Origin of the sequence: Anaerospora sp. (genome assembly GCF_032013335.1) — a bacterium.
Taxonomy (GTDB): domain Bacteria; phylum Bacillota; class Negativicutes; order Sporomusales; family DSM-15969; genus Anaerospora.
The window spans coordinates 78587-94366 of the sequence record NZ_DALZUO010000007.1 but is presented as its reverse complement, the minus strand read 5'-3'; the positions used below and the strand labels follow the sequence as shown (position 1 = coordinate 94366).

Genomic DNA, 15780 nt, shown 5'->3' with positions numbered 1-15780 from the left:
TAGCGATTTACATATCCGGGTCTATCTAAGATAGAAAGGCGAAGGCGTACGTGAGGCCACCTAAGGCAAATAAAAAGCCGATTGCATATTTAACCGTAACCGTCAACAGTTCACCCTCTCTGCCAGTCAAGCCAGTCGCTATGGTGGCTATTGCAATACTCTGCGGTGATATTAACTTGCCAATACAAGCGCCGCTGGCATTGGCTGCAGCGATCCAGATTGGATTAATCCCCAATTGGAGAGCAGTTTGCTTCTGCAATTGGCCAAATAAAATGTTTGAACTGGTATCGCTGCCCGTCATAAAGGTCCCCAAGGCACCGATTGAGGGCGCAATCAGTGGATAAAAATGACCTGTGACTCCAGCCAGAGTAACGGCGATTGACCCGATCATGCCACTGTAGCCTAGCACCTTAGCCATACTCACAATCGCCATGACGGTTATCGTCGTCTTGCGCAGCTGACAAACGGTTTTGGCATAGAGCTTAACCAGTTGAATCAAAGAAGCGCCCTGGATTAACCCGCCAAGGATTGCAGAAATCAAAACTAACGTTCCGGGGGTTAAAAACCATTGCATGATTAACGGCTTACCGCCCGCTCCGTCATAAATTAACCAGACACTTGTCACTTCCCCCACTGGCCCATTTAGTATAGGCACTAACTTACTAGTTAGCAAAACAAAAATTAATAACAGGATATAGGGCATCCAAGCGACCATTTGCTCCTTCACCCTAATGGCCTGGACCTTTGCAAAAGAAGCTGCTGCTTCCCGTTCCCGGGGAAACTTCCAGTCCCTTAGCGGTGGGGACACTTTTGCACTGAGAACGGTGGCCAAGAAGGCAAAAATCGAGCCAATAATCGCCGGCAACTCTGGCCCGACATATTTGGCCACGACAAACTGTGCCAGGCCAAAGCTTATACCGGAGATAAGAGTTGTCAACCAAACCCCCTGTAATCCCTTTAGGCTTTTGGTGATGGTAACGACAATAAGCAGCGGCACTAACACGCCAAATGGCGCAAGCTGCCACACGATAGCCATGGAAATCGGCAGAATGGGCAATTCGGTAATTTGCGCTAAGGTATTGACAGGAATGCCCACTACGCCAAAGGCCACTGCAGCCGTGTTGGCAAATATGCATACCACTGCCGCCAGGAATGGTTCAAAGCCTAAAGCTATCAGCAACGCTGCCGGAACAGCAACAGCCGTACCAAAGCCTGCCACCGCTTCTAAGAACCCGCCAAACCCCCAGGCGATAAGCAGTGCCTGAATTCTGCGATCTCCTGACAGACTGGACATGAATTGCTTTATATGAGTAATGGCACCCGTATGCAGCGAAATATTATAGGTGAAAAAGGCAGCCACAATAACCCAGATGATCGGCAGAAGCGCAAAAACGCTGCCCTCTAAGGTTGCCTTCAACGCCAGCACATAGTCCATTTGCCATAGGCTAATCGCTTCTATTCCGCTGATTGCCAGTCCGATCAGGCAGGCTTTATAAGCAGGCATCTTCAGAAAACCCAAACTGACCAGCAGCCAGGCTATGGGTAGGATCGGACTTAATTCCAGCATTGTTTACTCCTATCGCTCGAACAAAAGTAGCCGAACCCTGTGGTGTCATTATCTAATGGATCATAGCCTTTACCATATTTCATTGGGAAACCCCCTAGTTCTTTTCATTCTTCATTCTCTTTCAGTTAACGGTGAGTACTGTCACCAGCACTCACTAGCAAATTGGGAATTTCCCGAACAGAATCACTACCTCAACAGCACATGCCTGCTTTTGCGTCGTGACATATTTATAACTATTTCGAGAAATTATCAAATATATCTTGTGCAATCCCTACTTCTTCATTGGTTGGAATGATACTGACCTTCACCCGTGAGTGACTGGAAGAAATACTTCTATCTTTTGCTCCGTTTGTATTAGCTGCCTCGTCCAATTCAACCCCCAAATGAGCAAGCCTGGTGCAAACCTTGTGTCTGATGATGGCGGAATTTTCCCCAATACCGCCGGTAAAAACCAAATAATCCAAGCCACCTAACACTGCGTAGAAGGCACCAATATATTTGACAATACTTTCGCAAAATACATCAATCGCCAACTTTGCTCGTTCATTACCGTCTTGTGCAGCCTCTTCGATGTCGCGCAGATCGTTGCTTATACCGGAAATTCCCAACAATCCGCCATTCTTGTCAATTCCCTGGAGTATCTCCTCCATGGACAATCCTTGGCCCAATAGGTAAGGAATGATATAGGCATCTAAATCTCCGGCCCGGTTAGCATGGGGAGTCCCGGTTTGCAGAGAGAAGCCGAAGCTTGTGTCTACTGACTTGCCATCTTCAATAGCACACAGCGAGCCGCTTCCGCCCAGATGGCAGGAAATCAGTTTGAATTTTCCACCAACCCGTTTTTTCACCTGACGTGAAATGTAACCATGGGAGGCACCGTGAAAACCAAGACGCTGAATACCGTATTTTTCATACCATTTGTAAGGAATAGCATACATTCTTCTTTCCAAAGGGATGGTCGTGTGAAAGGCGGTTTCGAAAACTCCGACCAGCAGCCTTCCCGGCAGAATTTCCTTAAACTTTTTAATTGCTTCGATGTATGGCGGGTTATGGGCCGGAGCCACACTGATATATTCTTTCATTGCCGCAATTACCTCATCGGTGAGTTCGTGTATCCCATAATAGCCTTTGGCAATGACAGTTTTGAAACCAATCGCCTGCACTGCTTCAATATTTTGTATAGCGCCCATTTTCGTATCAGTAAGATATTCCAGGAAGAGATTAATTCCTTCGGTGTAACTGGGCATGCAGAGGCCGGACATATTTTCTTTGGCACCGTTTAAATGGTTTTGATAAGTAAATATAGCACTGTCATGGCTTCCTACTCGTTCTATCTTAGCTTCGACCATAATACTAGGATCGGGCATGTTAAACAGTTTATATTTTAAGGAAGTACTGCCAACATTGCATACAAGAATTAGCACCAGGACCACTCTCCTCATTGTATTTTTTGTTCAGCTAGCACAAAAGTCTTGCTTATAGGCTTATGCTAGGGAACGTTCGCTGAAATAACTGTTTGTTGTCACGATAAATCACTGATATCTGAGCACGGTCCAGTAAGTATCCTAAATAGGCCAGAATACTTAAATGGTAAACATAGTACTGGGATAAGTTTTTTATCGTCACGGCTTTTCTTGTGCAGATCCGGGCCAATAAGTCCTCAACACTAACCGGTTCGTTAGCCATACTTAAAACAAGGGTTAGTATATGCTTGATCGACTCTTGATTTTCGGCGATCAATGGGCCGATGTCATCCAGAACATTCCCATGAGAGGGGACAAAAATAAGCTCCTCGCGAGATTTTAGTCTCTCGCAGGTTTGTAAGGACTGTTCAATATTTGCATGTTTAAGAATACCTTGTTTTTGAATTTGGCCGGAAGTCGCTATTGAGTCAGCACAAAACAGCACCTTCTCAACAGCAATCCCGACTTGCCCTAACGTATGACCACTTAAATCAACAACTTCTACTGGAAAGCCCTCAATCTCTGCTTCTCCGGGTGAAACAGTTCCATGCACCACAACCTTGGGTGCGTTAAAAAACTTGCGCCGGAGCTCCGCTGGTGGGTAAGCTCCTCCAAATAAGCTTAAAGCCTCCAGAATGGGGTTATCGATTACTCCCTTTTCCAATTCACTGGAGTATATCTGAGCCCCTGATTTTTCCGAGAGGTAGCAAGCGCCACCATAATGATCCGCATGAGCATGAGTAATGATTATCCCTTTGATCGTAAGCTTGCTTTCGTCCAATACAAGTTTCACCCGGCGGGCAACCCGTTCATCGAGGCCCGCATCGATCAGGAGGGCATCACCCCGGTCGTTGGCAATAACACCTATGTTAAGGATGCCGCCTATATAGAAAACGTTTTTCCGTAATTCAAGCAGTTTCATTCTCTGTCCTATAGCGGTATATTACCATGTTTTCTACTTGGCGCTGTTTCCCGCTTATTTGCCAGCATGGTAAGGGCACTGATAATGGCAGGCCGAGTCTCACTTGGTTCAATTATTCTGTCAATATATCCCCTCTCCGCCGCCTTATAGGGAGATGCAAATTCGGCTGCATATTCTGTAATCTTTTCTTCGAGATTCTCAACGCCGCGGAAGATAATATTGGCCGCCCCGGCAGCCCCCATAACGGCGACTTCAGCCGAGGGCCAAGCTATCACCTGATCGGCTCCCATCTCTTTATTACACATTGCCTTATAAGCCCCGCCATAAGCCTTGCGGGTAATTAGGGTAACCTTGGGCACTGTAGCTTCGGCATAGGCGTAGAGCATTTTTGCGCCATGCCGTATAATGCCACCATGTTCTTGGTCCGACCCTGGCATAAATCCTGGTACATCTTCAAGATTAAGCAGCGGAATGCTAAAGGCATCACAGAATCTGATAAATCGGGCAGCCTTATCCGACGCATTGATGTCAAGACAACCGGCCATAAAAGAAGGCTGATTAGCAACAATACCTACGCTTTGACCATTAAGCCTCGCTAAGCCGATAATCATATTCTTCGCATAATGCTCTTTCACTTCATAAAACGCTCCATCGTCAACGATCGAGTGAATTACGTGCTTCATATCATAAGGCTGGTTAGAATCATCCGGCACCAAACTATTAAGCTCCATATCAATCCGGCCCGGATCGTCATCTGTTTCCTTTACGGGAGCATTATCCAGATTATTACTTGGCAGAAAGCTTAACAGATAGCGTACCTGACTTAAACAATCCTGATCGTTTTCAGCTGCGAAGTCTGCCACTCCCGACACTGAGTTATGCGTCATTGCACCACCCAATGCCTCATGGGTAATGGTTTCATTCGTTACCGACTTGACCACCTGCGGCCCGGTAATCATCATTTGGCCTGTGCCTTTCACCATATAAATAAAATCGGTCAACGCGGGCGAGTATACTGCCCCGCCGGCACTAGGTCCCATGATCACCGATATCTGAGGTATAACTCCGGATGCCCGGGTATTATTGTAGAATATCTTGCCATAACCGGATAAAGAATCTACTCCTTCCTGGATCCGCGCGCCCCCTGAGTCATTGAGCCCGATCATGGGTATCCCCGATTTCATCGCTAATTCTTGCACCTTCACAATTTTTGCCGCATGCATCTCGCCGAGAGATCCGCCAAGAACGGTGAAGTCTTGAGCAAACACAGCTACCGGCCGGCCGTGGATTGTACCGTAGCCAGTGACAACGCCATCACCCAAAGCTTCTGTCTGCGCCATGTCAAAATTGGTGCAGCGATGACGAACAAATTGGTCTATTTCCACGAATGATCCTGGATCAAGCAATAAATCAAGGCGTTCCCGGGCAGTCAGTTTACCATTCGCATGTTGCTTCTCTATCCGCTTAACGCCGCCGCCCAGTTTAATCTTTTCCTGCCTTTTTTTAAAATCCTGAATTTTTTCAAGATTGGTGGCCATACATACACCTCCACGAAATATTTGCAATGGTCGTAAACCGCAAGTTGCAATAACGATTTAGCTGATGCCATTTTCCTGCATCATGGAGATTTCCTGAGAGCTATACCCTAACTCTTGCAGAATCTCCCGGCTGTTGGCACCGAGTTCTGGCGCCGGACGGTATTCAACGGAGGTCTCAGACATCCTGACAGGATTGCCCACGATTTTTATCTTTCCGGCCTTGCTATGTTCTATATCGATGATATCTCCTTTTTGTTGAAGAACCGGATCTGTAAAAATATCGACAGTGGTGCGTATCGGACCGCTGGGAACACCGGCCTTCGTGAGGATCTCACACCATTTGGCCGTGTCTTTCTTTTGTAGCACAGGCTCCAGGATCTGGTTAAGCTGATCCCTGTTTGCCATCCGATCCTTATTTTTTAAATAACGGGGATCAGCTTTTAACTGGCCTAGTTCAAGAGCATCGCAAAATTTACAGTATAAAGAGTCATTGCCGCAAGCTATGTCTATATAGCCATCAGACGTAGAGAACAGCCGGTAAGGGGCAAAAGCCAGATGAGCATTTCCCATACGGGGAGGATTTTGCCCTGTGCCCAAATATTTACTGCCCGGTAAATGAAACAGCGATATCATGGCACTTAACATACTGATGTCGATATGTTGCCCCCGGCCGGTCTTATCCCTTTGAATGAGAGAATACAGTATCCCTTGTACGGCATATAAGGCACTCACTAAGTCACAAATAGGGACTGCAACTTTCATGGGCTCTCCATGAGGATCTCCGGTAACTGACATAAACCCTGATTCGCCCTGAATAACGGGATCATATGCTCCTCTTTCGTCATCACTGCCGTACCCTGAAATAGAGCAATAAATCATTCGGGGATTTCTAGCCATTACGGCTTCGTAGCTAAATCCCAGTCGATCAGCGACACCGGGCCTGAAGTTTTGAACAAATATATCCGCCTGATCAATAAGCCGCCAAACCACTTCTTTGCCTTCCTGGCTTTTGAGGTCTAAGGTAATACTTTTCTTGTTGCAATTCATCATCATGAACCAAGTGCTTTCACCATTGATAAAGGGTGGTGTCGCCCGAGTGTCATCCCCCTTGCCGGGAGCCTCAATCTTGATTACTTCAGCGCCCATCTCAGCCAGATTCAGTGTACAAACCGGTCCGGCCACTACCCGGGTTAAATCAACCACCTTTATTCCGGTCAACGGTAACATAGGACTTCAATCCCTTCATATTTTAGTTTTGCTAAAAAAGATGCACCTCTTTAAACTCTCCGGCAGGGCTTATTCTCCGGAAAATAAATCCTGCAGTATTTACTATTGCAAAATGTATGCCAAGAAAACAAAGGCTGCCAATACCCTGTATTGACAGCCTTTGTAAAATTATTCCGTATTAAAGTATTAGATAGTTCTAGAATTTTCTAGAAACTCAGAGAAAAAATAGGTAACCCAGTTTATGAAAGAGAGAAACAAAAAAGGGGATTGATTCATAGGGTAAATTCTTTATCTACTATCTACATTTCTAGAATATTCTAGAAACTTATATATTATAGTGACTAATCTTGTTATACAAAGTCGCCAGAGAAATCCCCAATGATTTTGCGGCAGCTTTTTTGCCGGCAACTGTTCGCCCAAAGCAATTCAATGCCCTTATCAACATCTGCTCTTCACTATTAGCGACTACTTCAGAGAGCAGCCCGGCCTGATTTGTTGCATTATCCTTATATCGGGCGATCCGCTGCAGAAAACTATCTGGCAAACTATTGGCTGCAATAACCGGAGAATCGGTAATACTGGCAAGGAACTTAAGGGTATTCTCAAATTCCCTCACATTTCCCGGCCAAGAGTAACTTCGCAGTATGTCCATCGTTTCATCAGCTAACGAAATCGCCTCCTTACCATACTTGTTAACATTCTCCAAAAAATGCCTGGCCAGTATATCCAGATCACTACTTCTGTCTTTAAGTGCGGGAACTCTTATTTGTGCCACATTTAACCGATAGTAAAAGTCACCGCGGAAATTCCCCGATTCCACCATTCTTTCCAGATCGCGATTAGTAGCTGCAATGATCCGGACATCGACGGTGCAGGTCTCAGTACTGCCGACTCTCTGATACTGTCCGAGTTGGAGAACTCGCAGCAGCTTAGCTTGCAGCTCCAGATCCATGTCGCCAATTTCATCTAAAAACAACGTCCCGCGGTCCGCGATCTCAAGGAGCCCGACTTTACCGGATTTACTGGCGCCCGTGAAAGCGCCCGCCTCATAACCAAACAGTTCACTTTCTAGCAGATTTTTAGGAATAGATGCACAATTGACCACTACAAACGCGTCCTGCTGACGCTGACTTTCATTATGAATCGCATGTGCAAAAAGCTCTTTACCCGTGCCACTTGCCCCAATAATCAAGACGTTTATATCCGAGCCAGCGACTTTTCTGGCCAGTTTCTTAGCATTCAGTATCAGAGGGCTTTCTCCTACGATATCGGCAAATGTATATTTGGCCTTATGTCCTTCCTTTACGCGTCCAGTTAATGTATTAACCGTCGTCCGGTATTTTCTGAGCCGCTCTACCAGATTTTGAATCTCTGTGATGTCCCTTAAAATCGATACTCCACCCGAAACAATCCCTCTCACAATAATCGGATGACAATCAACAATATATTCTACCTTCCCGACTTTGCGATGAATACCACACATTGTTTTGCCTGAAAAAACAGCCTGCGGCAATTTAGCGCTCGGCCGCGCCTCACACAGGTTACGACCAATCACGTCTTCAGGAGTAACCCCGGTCAAACGAGTGTAAGCAGAATTAATAAACGTAACTGTATTGTCTTTATCCACAACCATAATCCCATTATGAATTGCATTGAGAATATCGATAAACCGTTCGGATAGCAAAAATTCCTTAAAAAAACCTTCGACAAGTTGTCCGGCTGACAGTGTCTTGTTTTTTCCCTCTATCTCCAGCAGATAACTTGCCCCCAAATCTTGTAACGTGGCTTTTCCCGGCACACCGCCGGCAAAAGCCGCTAGTACTTCTCTCTCCTCCAAAACCCCTTGCTTATCTTCGCTGCCGGGAAAATCAAAATAAAACTTATCCCTGCCGCTTTGCAACAGCATCAACACAATTTCCTGCAGAGTGGCATTCATATTGTGGCATAGGTTGCCCGTACGATTGATCATAGATTTACCTCCTGACCGGAGCGGATTATTTTATTCAGTCTCACTTTTAATCGCCACCTCTTTTGTTTTTGCACATTATCTTTTCTGTGCATATCTCGTGCCAAAAGTTCGGAGAAAAAAGCATCGCTAAAAGTATGTCGATAGAAAAACGCAAGCCGTTGTACCTTATCGGTCAGCTTGCGTTTTTTTTTGCCTGTAGTTTCTACTTCCTACCAAGCACTATGTTTGATTTTCTACTAAATAAAGATCTTGGTCTGAACTATTACTTTCCAGTCTCGAAATCGTTTCAAACAACATTTCATAGACCTTACAAATTTGCATTGCCATAAGTTGACTGCTCTGTAAAGCTCCAGCCTCGCTGGTTGCTGTTGGCAATTCGTCAAAACTGCCATGTTCAATCATCTTAACTACGATGTCTCGGGTTACTTCCATACAGTATTCCACTCTTTAGCCCCCCTCTTTCCTATTTTTAATTACTGCCGCGCTACGCTTAAAATTACCTCTACCATTTCTTCATTCTCAGCCAAACAAGCATTTCCTTCGTCTGTATCAATATGCATTTCCGGCATAAAATCATCACGAACCCGAATCAAAACATCTTCAAATACTACGCAGCGTTTGCCCTTAATACGGACTTTTACAAGTTCCTTATCTTTTACCTTCAGCTCAGCGGCAGTAGCGGTATCAAGGTGGATGTGACGGGACGCAATAATAACGCCTTCAGAAATTACAACCTGACCTTGAGGACCTGCAATCGTGACCCCCGGAGTTCCTGCCAGATCCCCCGAATCCCTCACCGGTGGATTTAGGCCTATTTTTCGGGCATCAGCAGGTGCCAGCTCAATTTGAGTTTGTTTCCGGACTGGCCCTAATATTCGCAATCCATGGATTACTCCTGTTGAAGTGAAAATATCAACTCGTTCTTCACTAGCGTATTGGCCGGGTTGCCTCAGAGCTTTAACCGGATGAAGAACTGCACCGAGTCCAAACAGCTTCTCAAAATCGCCTCCACTCAAGTGGATGTGGCGGGCTGAAATTCCCAATTTCACTTTGTAAGCCATACCATCAATACCTCCTGTTTATTACATGTAATTAAACTGATGCAATATTCATGCCAACGCACTACCAATATCTGCCATCAATCCCTCTTGCCTGATAAAAAATGCCAAAATAATAAATACTTAAAAGAAATCTTACATAAAGAGGCCAAATGGACAATACCGCATTGGCATTAGCGAGATTACAATTTGGCCTTACGCATTCAGCAAGTACGCATTGCTTTTATCTGTGGGATTTATTCTCCTATCATTTCTGTATACCGACGTGGCAGCAAAACTTGTGCCTACCTTAGCTAATGTGAAAAAGCCTGACAAAGTTGCCGAAACAGCGATAGCAAATGAACTGCAGAAATTTCAGGTGTTAATACGATACGGTCATCAAGTGGCAAATCAAATCTCCAAAATGATACGTATATTGAGAAACTAATTTACTAGTTTCCCATTCTCGCAGTAACCTTGTGCCATATTTCTTTTTCTAAAAAGCTATTTACTATGTTCTCTTCCATTTCCAAATACATTTTATACGGTACAGAAAATGACAGCATGCCAGGCTCAACCATGGGCCGTACGGTAATATCGGTCAATCCTACTACTGCTCTTGGATTTTCTTTTTGCCCTTCCGCGTAGGGAAGAAGAAAGATCGCTTGACAGCCTGAGCTGAAAGGAATCATCACATTTTCATTACCCAATCTATTGTAGTTTGCAAGCACCGTAAGGGCTGATAACTGGTCAGCATTCACATAAAATACAATCAACTCAGGTATTTCCTTACTAGCATCAATTTGTGATAGGGGTTTAAATATGACGTACTGATAAGGAATATCTGTGATTGGTAAGCAGTCAACAAAGTCTGCTCCGAGCTGCGGATTTTTTTTATATCCTTCCCCTTCAAATAAGCCGTTTTTCCCAACTGATAAAAAATATTCAATGCCACCCGGATAATTGGGATATTGACCAAATCCTAATCCCACCTTACCACCTATACAGCCTGTTGTTTTACGTTCAAAAACAGATGTTTTCCCTTTTGCTGCTGCAAGCATTAACGGAATTGTACAGCTCCACTGCCCTTCTTTACTCTGAAGTGCCCCTTCCACTTTTTCGTTGCTAAGCAAAACAGCTACCGGTTCATCATGCAAGCTCAATTCCTTAGCTAAATGACTATCCATATTCTCCCCCCCATTTTTTTTGTAGTTCAACTTGCAGTTATAGTTGTCACAACAACCATAACTGCAAAAAAACAGCTATTTAACATTATCGTATATTTGATTGAGCAGTTTCTTCAGTTCTGTTACTTTATGCTGTTCGATTCCTGTTGTTGCTTTAGCTAAAAGCTCCTTAACCTTCGGAATTAATTGTTCCCGCAATGCCCAGCCGCTTTCAGTTAGAAATAGTTGAAATGCTCTCTTATCCACGGGATGAGATTTTCGAATCACTAAGCCCTTTGTGATTAACTTCTCCAGAATGCGATTCGTGTTTGGTTTATCTTTAAAGGTCAAATCTGATAACTCTTTAGGGGTAATCCCTTCTTGTTCCCATAAACAGTTTAATACTGCCCATTGCTCCGGAGTTACATCCTTTTCTTTTAAGCGTTGAAGTAATTCATTTTTTAGCTTTGTATTCACTTTATTTAATATAAATCCTAATGATTCATCTAATTTAAAATTCATTTGTATACACCACCCCCCAGTTGTCTAGACAACTACATTATATTCCAATATAAGTAGTCAGTCAATTTAATTTTCTAAAAAGTTGAACATTGTAATATTCATCGTTTCTCCCTCATCATAGGGTAGCAGGACTTCCTTTCTTGCTATATAATTGAACCTGCCATTCTTTACAATATTGAGGTGCAGTATGTTTCGTACTATATTCAAGCTTCTAACTTTCTGCTGGCTTACTTTTTTCCCCTTTTCCGGCATTTTGTATTTGCTCTATATTGATTCTCCGGAAAAATTCCCCATGCTGGCGTTTCATAAAGTAGCTATTTTATTTGCCGAACTGCTTTCCGCTTTTATTGCTTATGCGGCATACTTGAGTTTTAAAAACAGCCGCAGTGATTTTTTGCGATATGTATCACTTGGCTACCTCGGCTTTGTAACAATCTATGCTTTTCATGGTATTCTCACCGATCATTCTTCCCATAACTTGGCACAATTTATTATTTTTGGTCCCATATCCAGGCTCATCATGTCTGGCTATCTTTTTTTAGGTCTCTGCCGGTTGCGGGTTCTGCCTGAGGAAGTTCTAGCCACACAAAAAAACCTTTTTTGGCCTCATTTCCTCTTCTTTTTAGTTTTAGTCGGCTTTGCCTTTTATTTCACGCATAGCAGCGGAGCCGTTCCCCTTATTTATATTAAATACATTGAATTAGCAGCTTTACTGATTTCACTTTGCTCTATCGGTAAAATTTTACTTTCACCAGTTCGCAGTTATATCATGAAATTCCATCTTGCAGCTCAGTTTTTATTTGTCCAAGCCTCTACAGCGTTTCTGCTTACCACTCCCTGGACTTCCCTGTGGTGGTTTGCCCATCTGATCTCAGGCACAGGCTTTTTGCTGCTAGGCTATGCCATCGTTGTCATTTACGAAAGAACTAATTCTTTAGAAGTTGTCTATGATGAAACTATTCTGCATAACCTGCTTAATCGTATCATTGACAATTCACCTGTTGGCATATTGGTTACCGACGCCATGCTAGGTTCTGTGCGTTCCAACAAAGAACTCTCCCGCATTCTCAATTGCGATAAAAACAGTATTGATCCTCACAGCCTCTTTAACAGTATGAATCTCGATGCTAACGCGTTAGCATCGCTTCATGACGGCAATGTCGTCGAATGTTCTTTTCAAACAGCTGCAGGCGAGTACATTCAATACCTGGAAGCAAAGGTGACTAAGATAACCGATAAGCATGCCGATTGCTACCTAATCACCTTGACTGATGTAACGGAGAAGCACCTCGTTGCCGAAAAAGCAATCTATATGGCAAACCATGATGCGCTAACTGGCTTATCCAATCGTACGCTTTTCCAGGAGCGGCTTGTTGAGATGCTTGCCAATGCAGACGACGTTGATATGTGTGGTTTACTATTTGTAGATCTTGACGGGTTTAAAAAAATCAATGATACTCATGGTCATGACGCTGGTGATATTGTGCTCAAAACAGTCGCACAAAGACTTAGCGCCAGTGTCAGGAAATCAGATTCTGTTGCGCGCATAGGGGGAGATGAATTTACGATTATTTTACCCCAGATAACCGGCAAGCGTGTTATCCAAACAATTGCCGAGAGCATTATCGAAGCATTAGCTAAGCCTATCCCCATTATGGGTGCGGAAGTAACTGTCACCAGCAGCATCGGCATTAGTATCGCTCCTTCCGATGGTACAGAGGCTGATTTACTGGTAACGAAGGCAGACTCAGCCATGTATATTGCAAAGCACAACGGTAAAAACGGCTATCGATTTTATGAAGGGCATTGTAATAAAGATTTTCAAAGTAAATAGACAAAACAAGGAAACGGGTTGTTGATATTGCAATATCAACAACCCATTTCCTTGTCATTCGCTATTATTCTTTAGCCATATAAATTGCAGATGGTATAGTGAATTCATTTTTAAACTTGCTTATTATAGTATCCAGAGCTGTATTTAGCCTCATTCGCTTCTCGGTATCAAAGACGTAATTTGCAAGATATTTGTTTAATTCCACATCTATAATCGATATATCTTCTTTCAACCTGTAATCAGTACCAAAACTAAGCCCTCCGGCTGCATCTTCATCCGTTATACTAAGCTTAAATACCACCACAGTACGATAACCCGCATCTGCTCCGTATTTAACCGCATGATCTTTTTTAACAATGAATGCTTTTTGCACTGCGCTGTCATTGAGCACATTTCCAATAAACTCCATATACTCTGGCGACTTCGCTTGAAAATCATTAAACACTGTGATATCCGCATCTTTGATTTTTTCAGCTATTGAGTCCTTCACCTTTAAGTAGAGCTCAGATTCCATTTGAAATTTCCTTGGCAAAAAGGCTAATACTGCTACGCGATTCTCAGATACTGGTTTGACTTCACTTTCCTGTAAAGACTGTGGTGTCCACTTAAACTCATTTTTCAACTGGTTCATTGATAATTGAAGAGCTTCCCTGAATGGTTTAAGTTTCTCACCAGTATCAAAGATGTTGTTCAAAACAATTTTATTAGGTTCAACTGATAATACCGTTACTTCTTGTTTTATTCGGACTATTGTTTTATTTGACCAGATATTGACATCAAAACCAACTGAGCTAATTTTCATCAATACAACATGGCTTGCATTAGTATCTTTACCATATTTATAGAGATATTTCGTAGGAATAATCCGGATGCCTTTCTCGTTCGCAGGGTCACTTTGTAGTTTCTCAATAAATTCTAGATACTCCGGCGATTTTGAACTATTATCTCCATATATCGCAATATTGGCTCCATTGAATTTATCATTTAGGCTCTTTTTCACTATTTCTAGACATTGATTATCCTCTTTTAGAAATCGGTCTAAAAACACTACTACGGATATTTTTCCTTTTTCACTTGGATCTGCTAGTGAATTAGCCTCAGCTGAAAGACCTGTTGAAAAAATAAGCAAGAAAATAAATGTCAAAACAAATACTAACTTTAGCTTCAAATTCACCATCTCCTTTTCATATATGAATAACCGGCAATTCTGATCGATATAATGTCATACAGTACTCAATTTAGTTAGGAAAATGATCATAATAACGGGCATTTTCTATAATAGCCAGGCCTAACCCCTTTTGCTCAGGTGACATGAAGGGTTTTACTGCGTAATGAACAAATACCAAACAGCCTTTTCCTTTTATGATCCTCGTTATTGTATGTTCATCTTGCATCCCTGAATGCCCTGAAAGTCGGTACTCAATTAATAAATCCTTCTCTGATTCTCGAAGCACAGCAAACGACATTTTTTCACCATAACTGCTATAACGTTTTTTTAGCAGAGAGGCATATTGTTGAGGAGTTATATTTTTATAATCACCAATGAATTGGATGGTAATTAATTCTGACCAATTATTAACCGTTTCATTGCCGCTTACAAATTCCAAAATAATATTTTTGGACAAATCCTCAAAGCCAAGTTTCCATCGGTCATCTTTAAAATCGATTGCAAGATAATCAGTTTTTAAATAATCAAAGATAAATTTATGTGTTTGATTCTGATTGATTGCTCCAGTAGCTAGTGTCTGCTGAAGACGACTCTTTGCCAAATCATAATTAGGATAATTTGAAGGTGCATTTTCCACAAAGGCAGTAAAAGCCTTATTCGCTTCGTCTCTCATTCCTAACCGCTCATAAGATAACCCCAGATTCCAATAAGCCATATACATTGCAGAATTTACTGTCAGCGTTTGTTTATACTGCTCAATCGCCAATTGGTGTTGACCCTTTCCTGCATATGCCAATCCCTTAAACCAAATATACGCAGCATTACGAGGGCTGATTTCCGTTGCTTGGGAAAAATCCTCTAAAGCTGCGCCATATTGCCTTGTAAATAGGTAGGCCTTGCCTCTTTCTGCATAAGCGGAATCCATTCGAGGATTACATTTGATCGCCTGTTCATATGCGGCTATTGCCTCGCTAAATTTCTTTTGCTCCGCAAGTTGCATACCTTTTTCCAGCCATTGATCGGCAGACAGTTCTTTCTTTTCAGCGGATTTCTGTTCTTCCATATATGTTTTAACTTGTGATGCTGTTGCCTGGCCAGGCATGGCAACTCCGTTTGAAGCGTTTACCGGTACACTCAAAATCAAAAGCAATAAAAATGTCCGTAAAAAAGTCTCTACCATATATGTCCCCCCTTTATTTTTTGAACTGGGGTATTGATTCTTGCGTTTTTTAATTACCAGCATACTTCTAACCAGTTTCTACCAGAAAGATAAAAATCCTGCACCATTTGAATAACAAGTGTGCACCCTTTAGTTATAAGGCCCAGCCGGACCCGAAGAGTCCAATAGCAGTAGCCAATATTTTTTC

The 15780-nt window shown here is 42.9% G+C and carries 13 protein-coding genes; 1 reads left to right on the top strand and 12 read right to left on the bottom strand.

Annotated elements, in window-relative coordinates:
• Window positions 1–25 precede the first annotated feature (25 nt).
• The 10 genes from RTR76_RS08235 to RTR76_RS08190 form a co-directional block, all read right to left on the bottom strand.
• A complete protein-coding gene (locus RTR76_RS08235; protein ID WP_312519063.1) occupies window positions 26–1567 on the bottom strand; it encodes an L-lactate permease in 1542 nt (513 codons plus the stop codon).
• 233 nt (window positions 1568–1800) lie between these two features.
• On the bottom strand, window positions 1801–2991 hold the full coding sequence (locus tag RTR76_RS08230) for an acetate/propionate family kinase (RefSeq protein ID WP_312519061.1): 1191 nt from the start codon (window positions 2989–2991) through the stop codon (window positions 1801–1803).
• Window positions 2992–3043: 52 nt separating this feature from the next.
• The gene (locus RTR76_RS08225) at window positions 3044–3952 is read right to left on the bottom strand and encodes an MBL fold metallo-hydrolase (protein ID WP_312519058.1); all 909 of its coding nucleotides are present in this window, start codon (window positions 3950–3952) and stop codon (window positions 3044–3046) included.
• A gap of 8 nt (window positions 3953–3960) precedes the next feature.
• A complete protein-coding gene (locus tag RTR76_RS08220; protein WP_312519055.1) occupies window positions 3961–5490 on the bottom strand; it encodes a carboxyl transferase domain-containing protein in 1530 nt (509 codons plus the stop codon).
• 57 nt (window positions 5491–5547) lie between these two features.
• Complete coding sequence (locus RTR76_RS08215) at window positions 5548–6717, bottom strand: CaiB/BaiF CoA-transferase family protein (RefSeq protein WP_312519052.1); 1170 nt, start codon at window positions 6715–6717, stop codon at window positions 5548–5550.
• Between the two features lie 325 nt (window positions 6718–7042).
• Window positions 7043–8686: a sigma 54-interacting transcriptional regulator gene (locus tag RTR76_RS08210; RefSeq protein WP_312519049.1), complete on the bottom strand. Its 1644-nt coding sequence runs from the start codon at window positions 8684–8686 to the stop codon at window positions 7043–7045.
• A gap of 219 nt (window positions 8687–8905) precedes the next feature.
• Window positions 8906–9130 carry a hypothetical protein gene (locus RTR76_RS08205; RefSeq protein WP_312519047.1) on the bottom strand — a complete coding sequence of 75 codons (225 nt, stop codon included), beginning with the start codon at window positions 9128–9130 and terminating at the stop codon, window positions 8906–8908.
• Window positions 9131–9159: 29 nt separating this feature from the next.
• Window positions 9160–9747 (bottom strand): phosphate propanoyltransferase, encoded by a 588-nt coding sequence (gene pduL, locus RTR76_RS08200; RefSeq protein WP_312519045.1) that lies wholly within the window; start codon window positions 9745–9747, stop codon window positions 9160–9162.
• 428 nt (window positions 9748–10175) lie between these two features.
• Window positions 10176–10940, bottom strand: coding sequence for a DUF169 domain-containing protein (locus RTR76_RS08195; protein ID WP_312519042.1), 765 nt, complete (start codon window positions 10938–10940; stop codon window positions 10176–10178).
• A gap of 45 nt (window positions 10941–10985) precedes the next feature.
• Window positions 10986–11411: a MarR family transcriptional regulator gene (locus tag RTR76_RS08190; RefSeq protein WP_312519039.1), complete on the bottom strand. Its 426-nt coding sequence runs from the start codon at window positions 11409–11411 to the stop codon at window positions 10986–10988.
• Between the two features lie 187 nt (window positions 11412–11598).
• Here RTR76_RS08190 and RTR76_RS08185 point away from each other — a divergent pair, with 187 nt between their 5' ends.
• Complete coding sequence (locus RTR76_RS08185) at window positions 11599–13245, top strand: GGDEF domain-containing protein (protein WP_312519036.1); 1647 nt, start codon at window positions 11599–11601, stop codon at window positions 13243–13245.
• A gap of 64 nt (window positions 13246–13309) precedes the next feature.
• Here the strand turns inward: RTR76_RS08185 and RTR76_RS08180 are convergent, their stop codons facing one another.
• Window positions 13310–14413, bottom strand: a complete 1104-nt coding sequence (locus RTR76_RS08180) for a hypothetical protein (RefSeq protein WP_312519033.1) — start codon at window positions 14411–14413, stop codon at window positions 13310–13312.
• A 70-nt stretch (window positions 14414–14483) separates the two neighbouring features.
• A complete protein-coding gene (locus tag RTR76_RS08175) occupies window positions 14484–15593 on the bottom strand; it encodes a tetratricopeptide repeat protein (protein WP_312519030.1) in 1110 nt (369 codons plus the stop codon).
• Window positions 15594–15780: the final 187 nt, after the last annotated feature.

Excerpts from the sequence above, each read along its gene's own strand:
- RTR76_RS08220 (WP_312519055.1), bottom strand. The coding sequence starts at position 5,490 with ATGGCCACCAATCTTGAAAAAATTCAGGATTTTAAAAAAAGGCAGGAA.
- RTR76_RS08185 (WP_312519036.1), top strand. The coding sequence starts at position 11,599 with ATGTTTCGTACTATATTCAAGCTTCTAACTTTCTGCTGGCTTACTTTT.
- RTR76_RS08175 (WP_312519030.1), bottom strand. The coding sequence starts at position 15,593 with ATGGTAGAGACTTTTTTACGGACATTTTTATTGCTTTTGATTTTGAGT.
- RTR76_RS08190 (WP_312519039.1), bottom strand. The coding sequence starts at position 11,411 with ATGAATTTTAAATTAGATGAATCATTAGGATTTATATTAAATAAAGTG.
- RTR76_RS08215 (WP_312519052.1), bottom strand. The coding sequence starts at position 6,717 with ATGTTACCGTTGACCGGAATAAAGGTGGTTGATTTAACCCGGGTAGTG.
- RTR76_RS08225 (WP_312519058.1), bottom strand. The coding sequence starts at position 3,952 with ATGAAACTGCTTGAATTACGGAAAAACGTTTTCTATATAGGCGGCATC.
- RTR76_RS08210 (WP_312519049.1), bottom strand. The coding sequence starts at position 8,686 with ATGATCAATCGTACGGGCAACCTATGCCACAATATGAATGCCACTCTG.
- pduL (WP_312519045.1), bottom strand. The coding sequence starts at position 9,747 with ATGGCTTACAAAGTGAAATTGGGAATTTCAGCCCGCCACATCCACTTG.
- RTR76_RS08235 (WP_312519063.1), bottom strand. The coding sequence starts at position 1,567 with ATGCTGGAATTAAGTCCGATCCTACCCATAGCCTGGCTGCTGGTCAGT.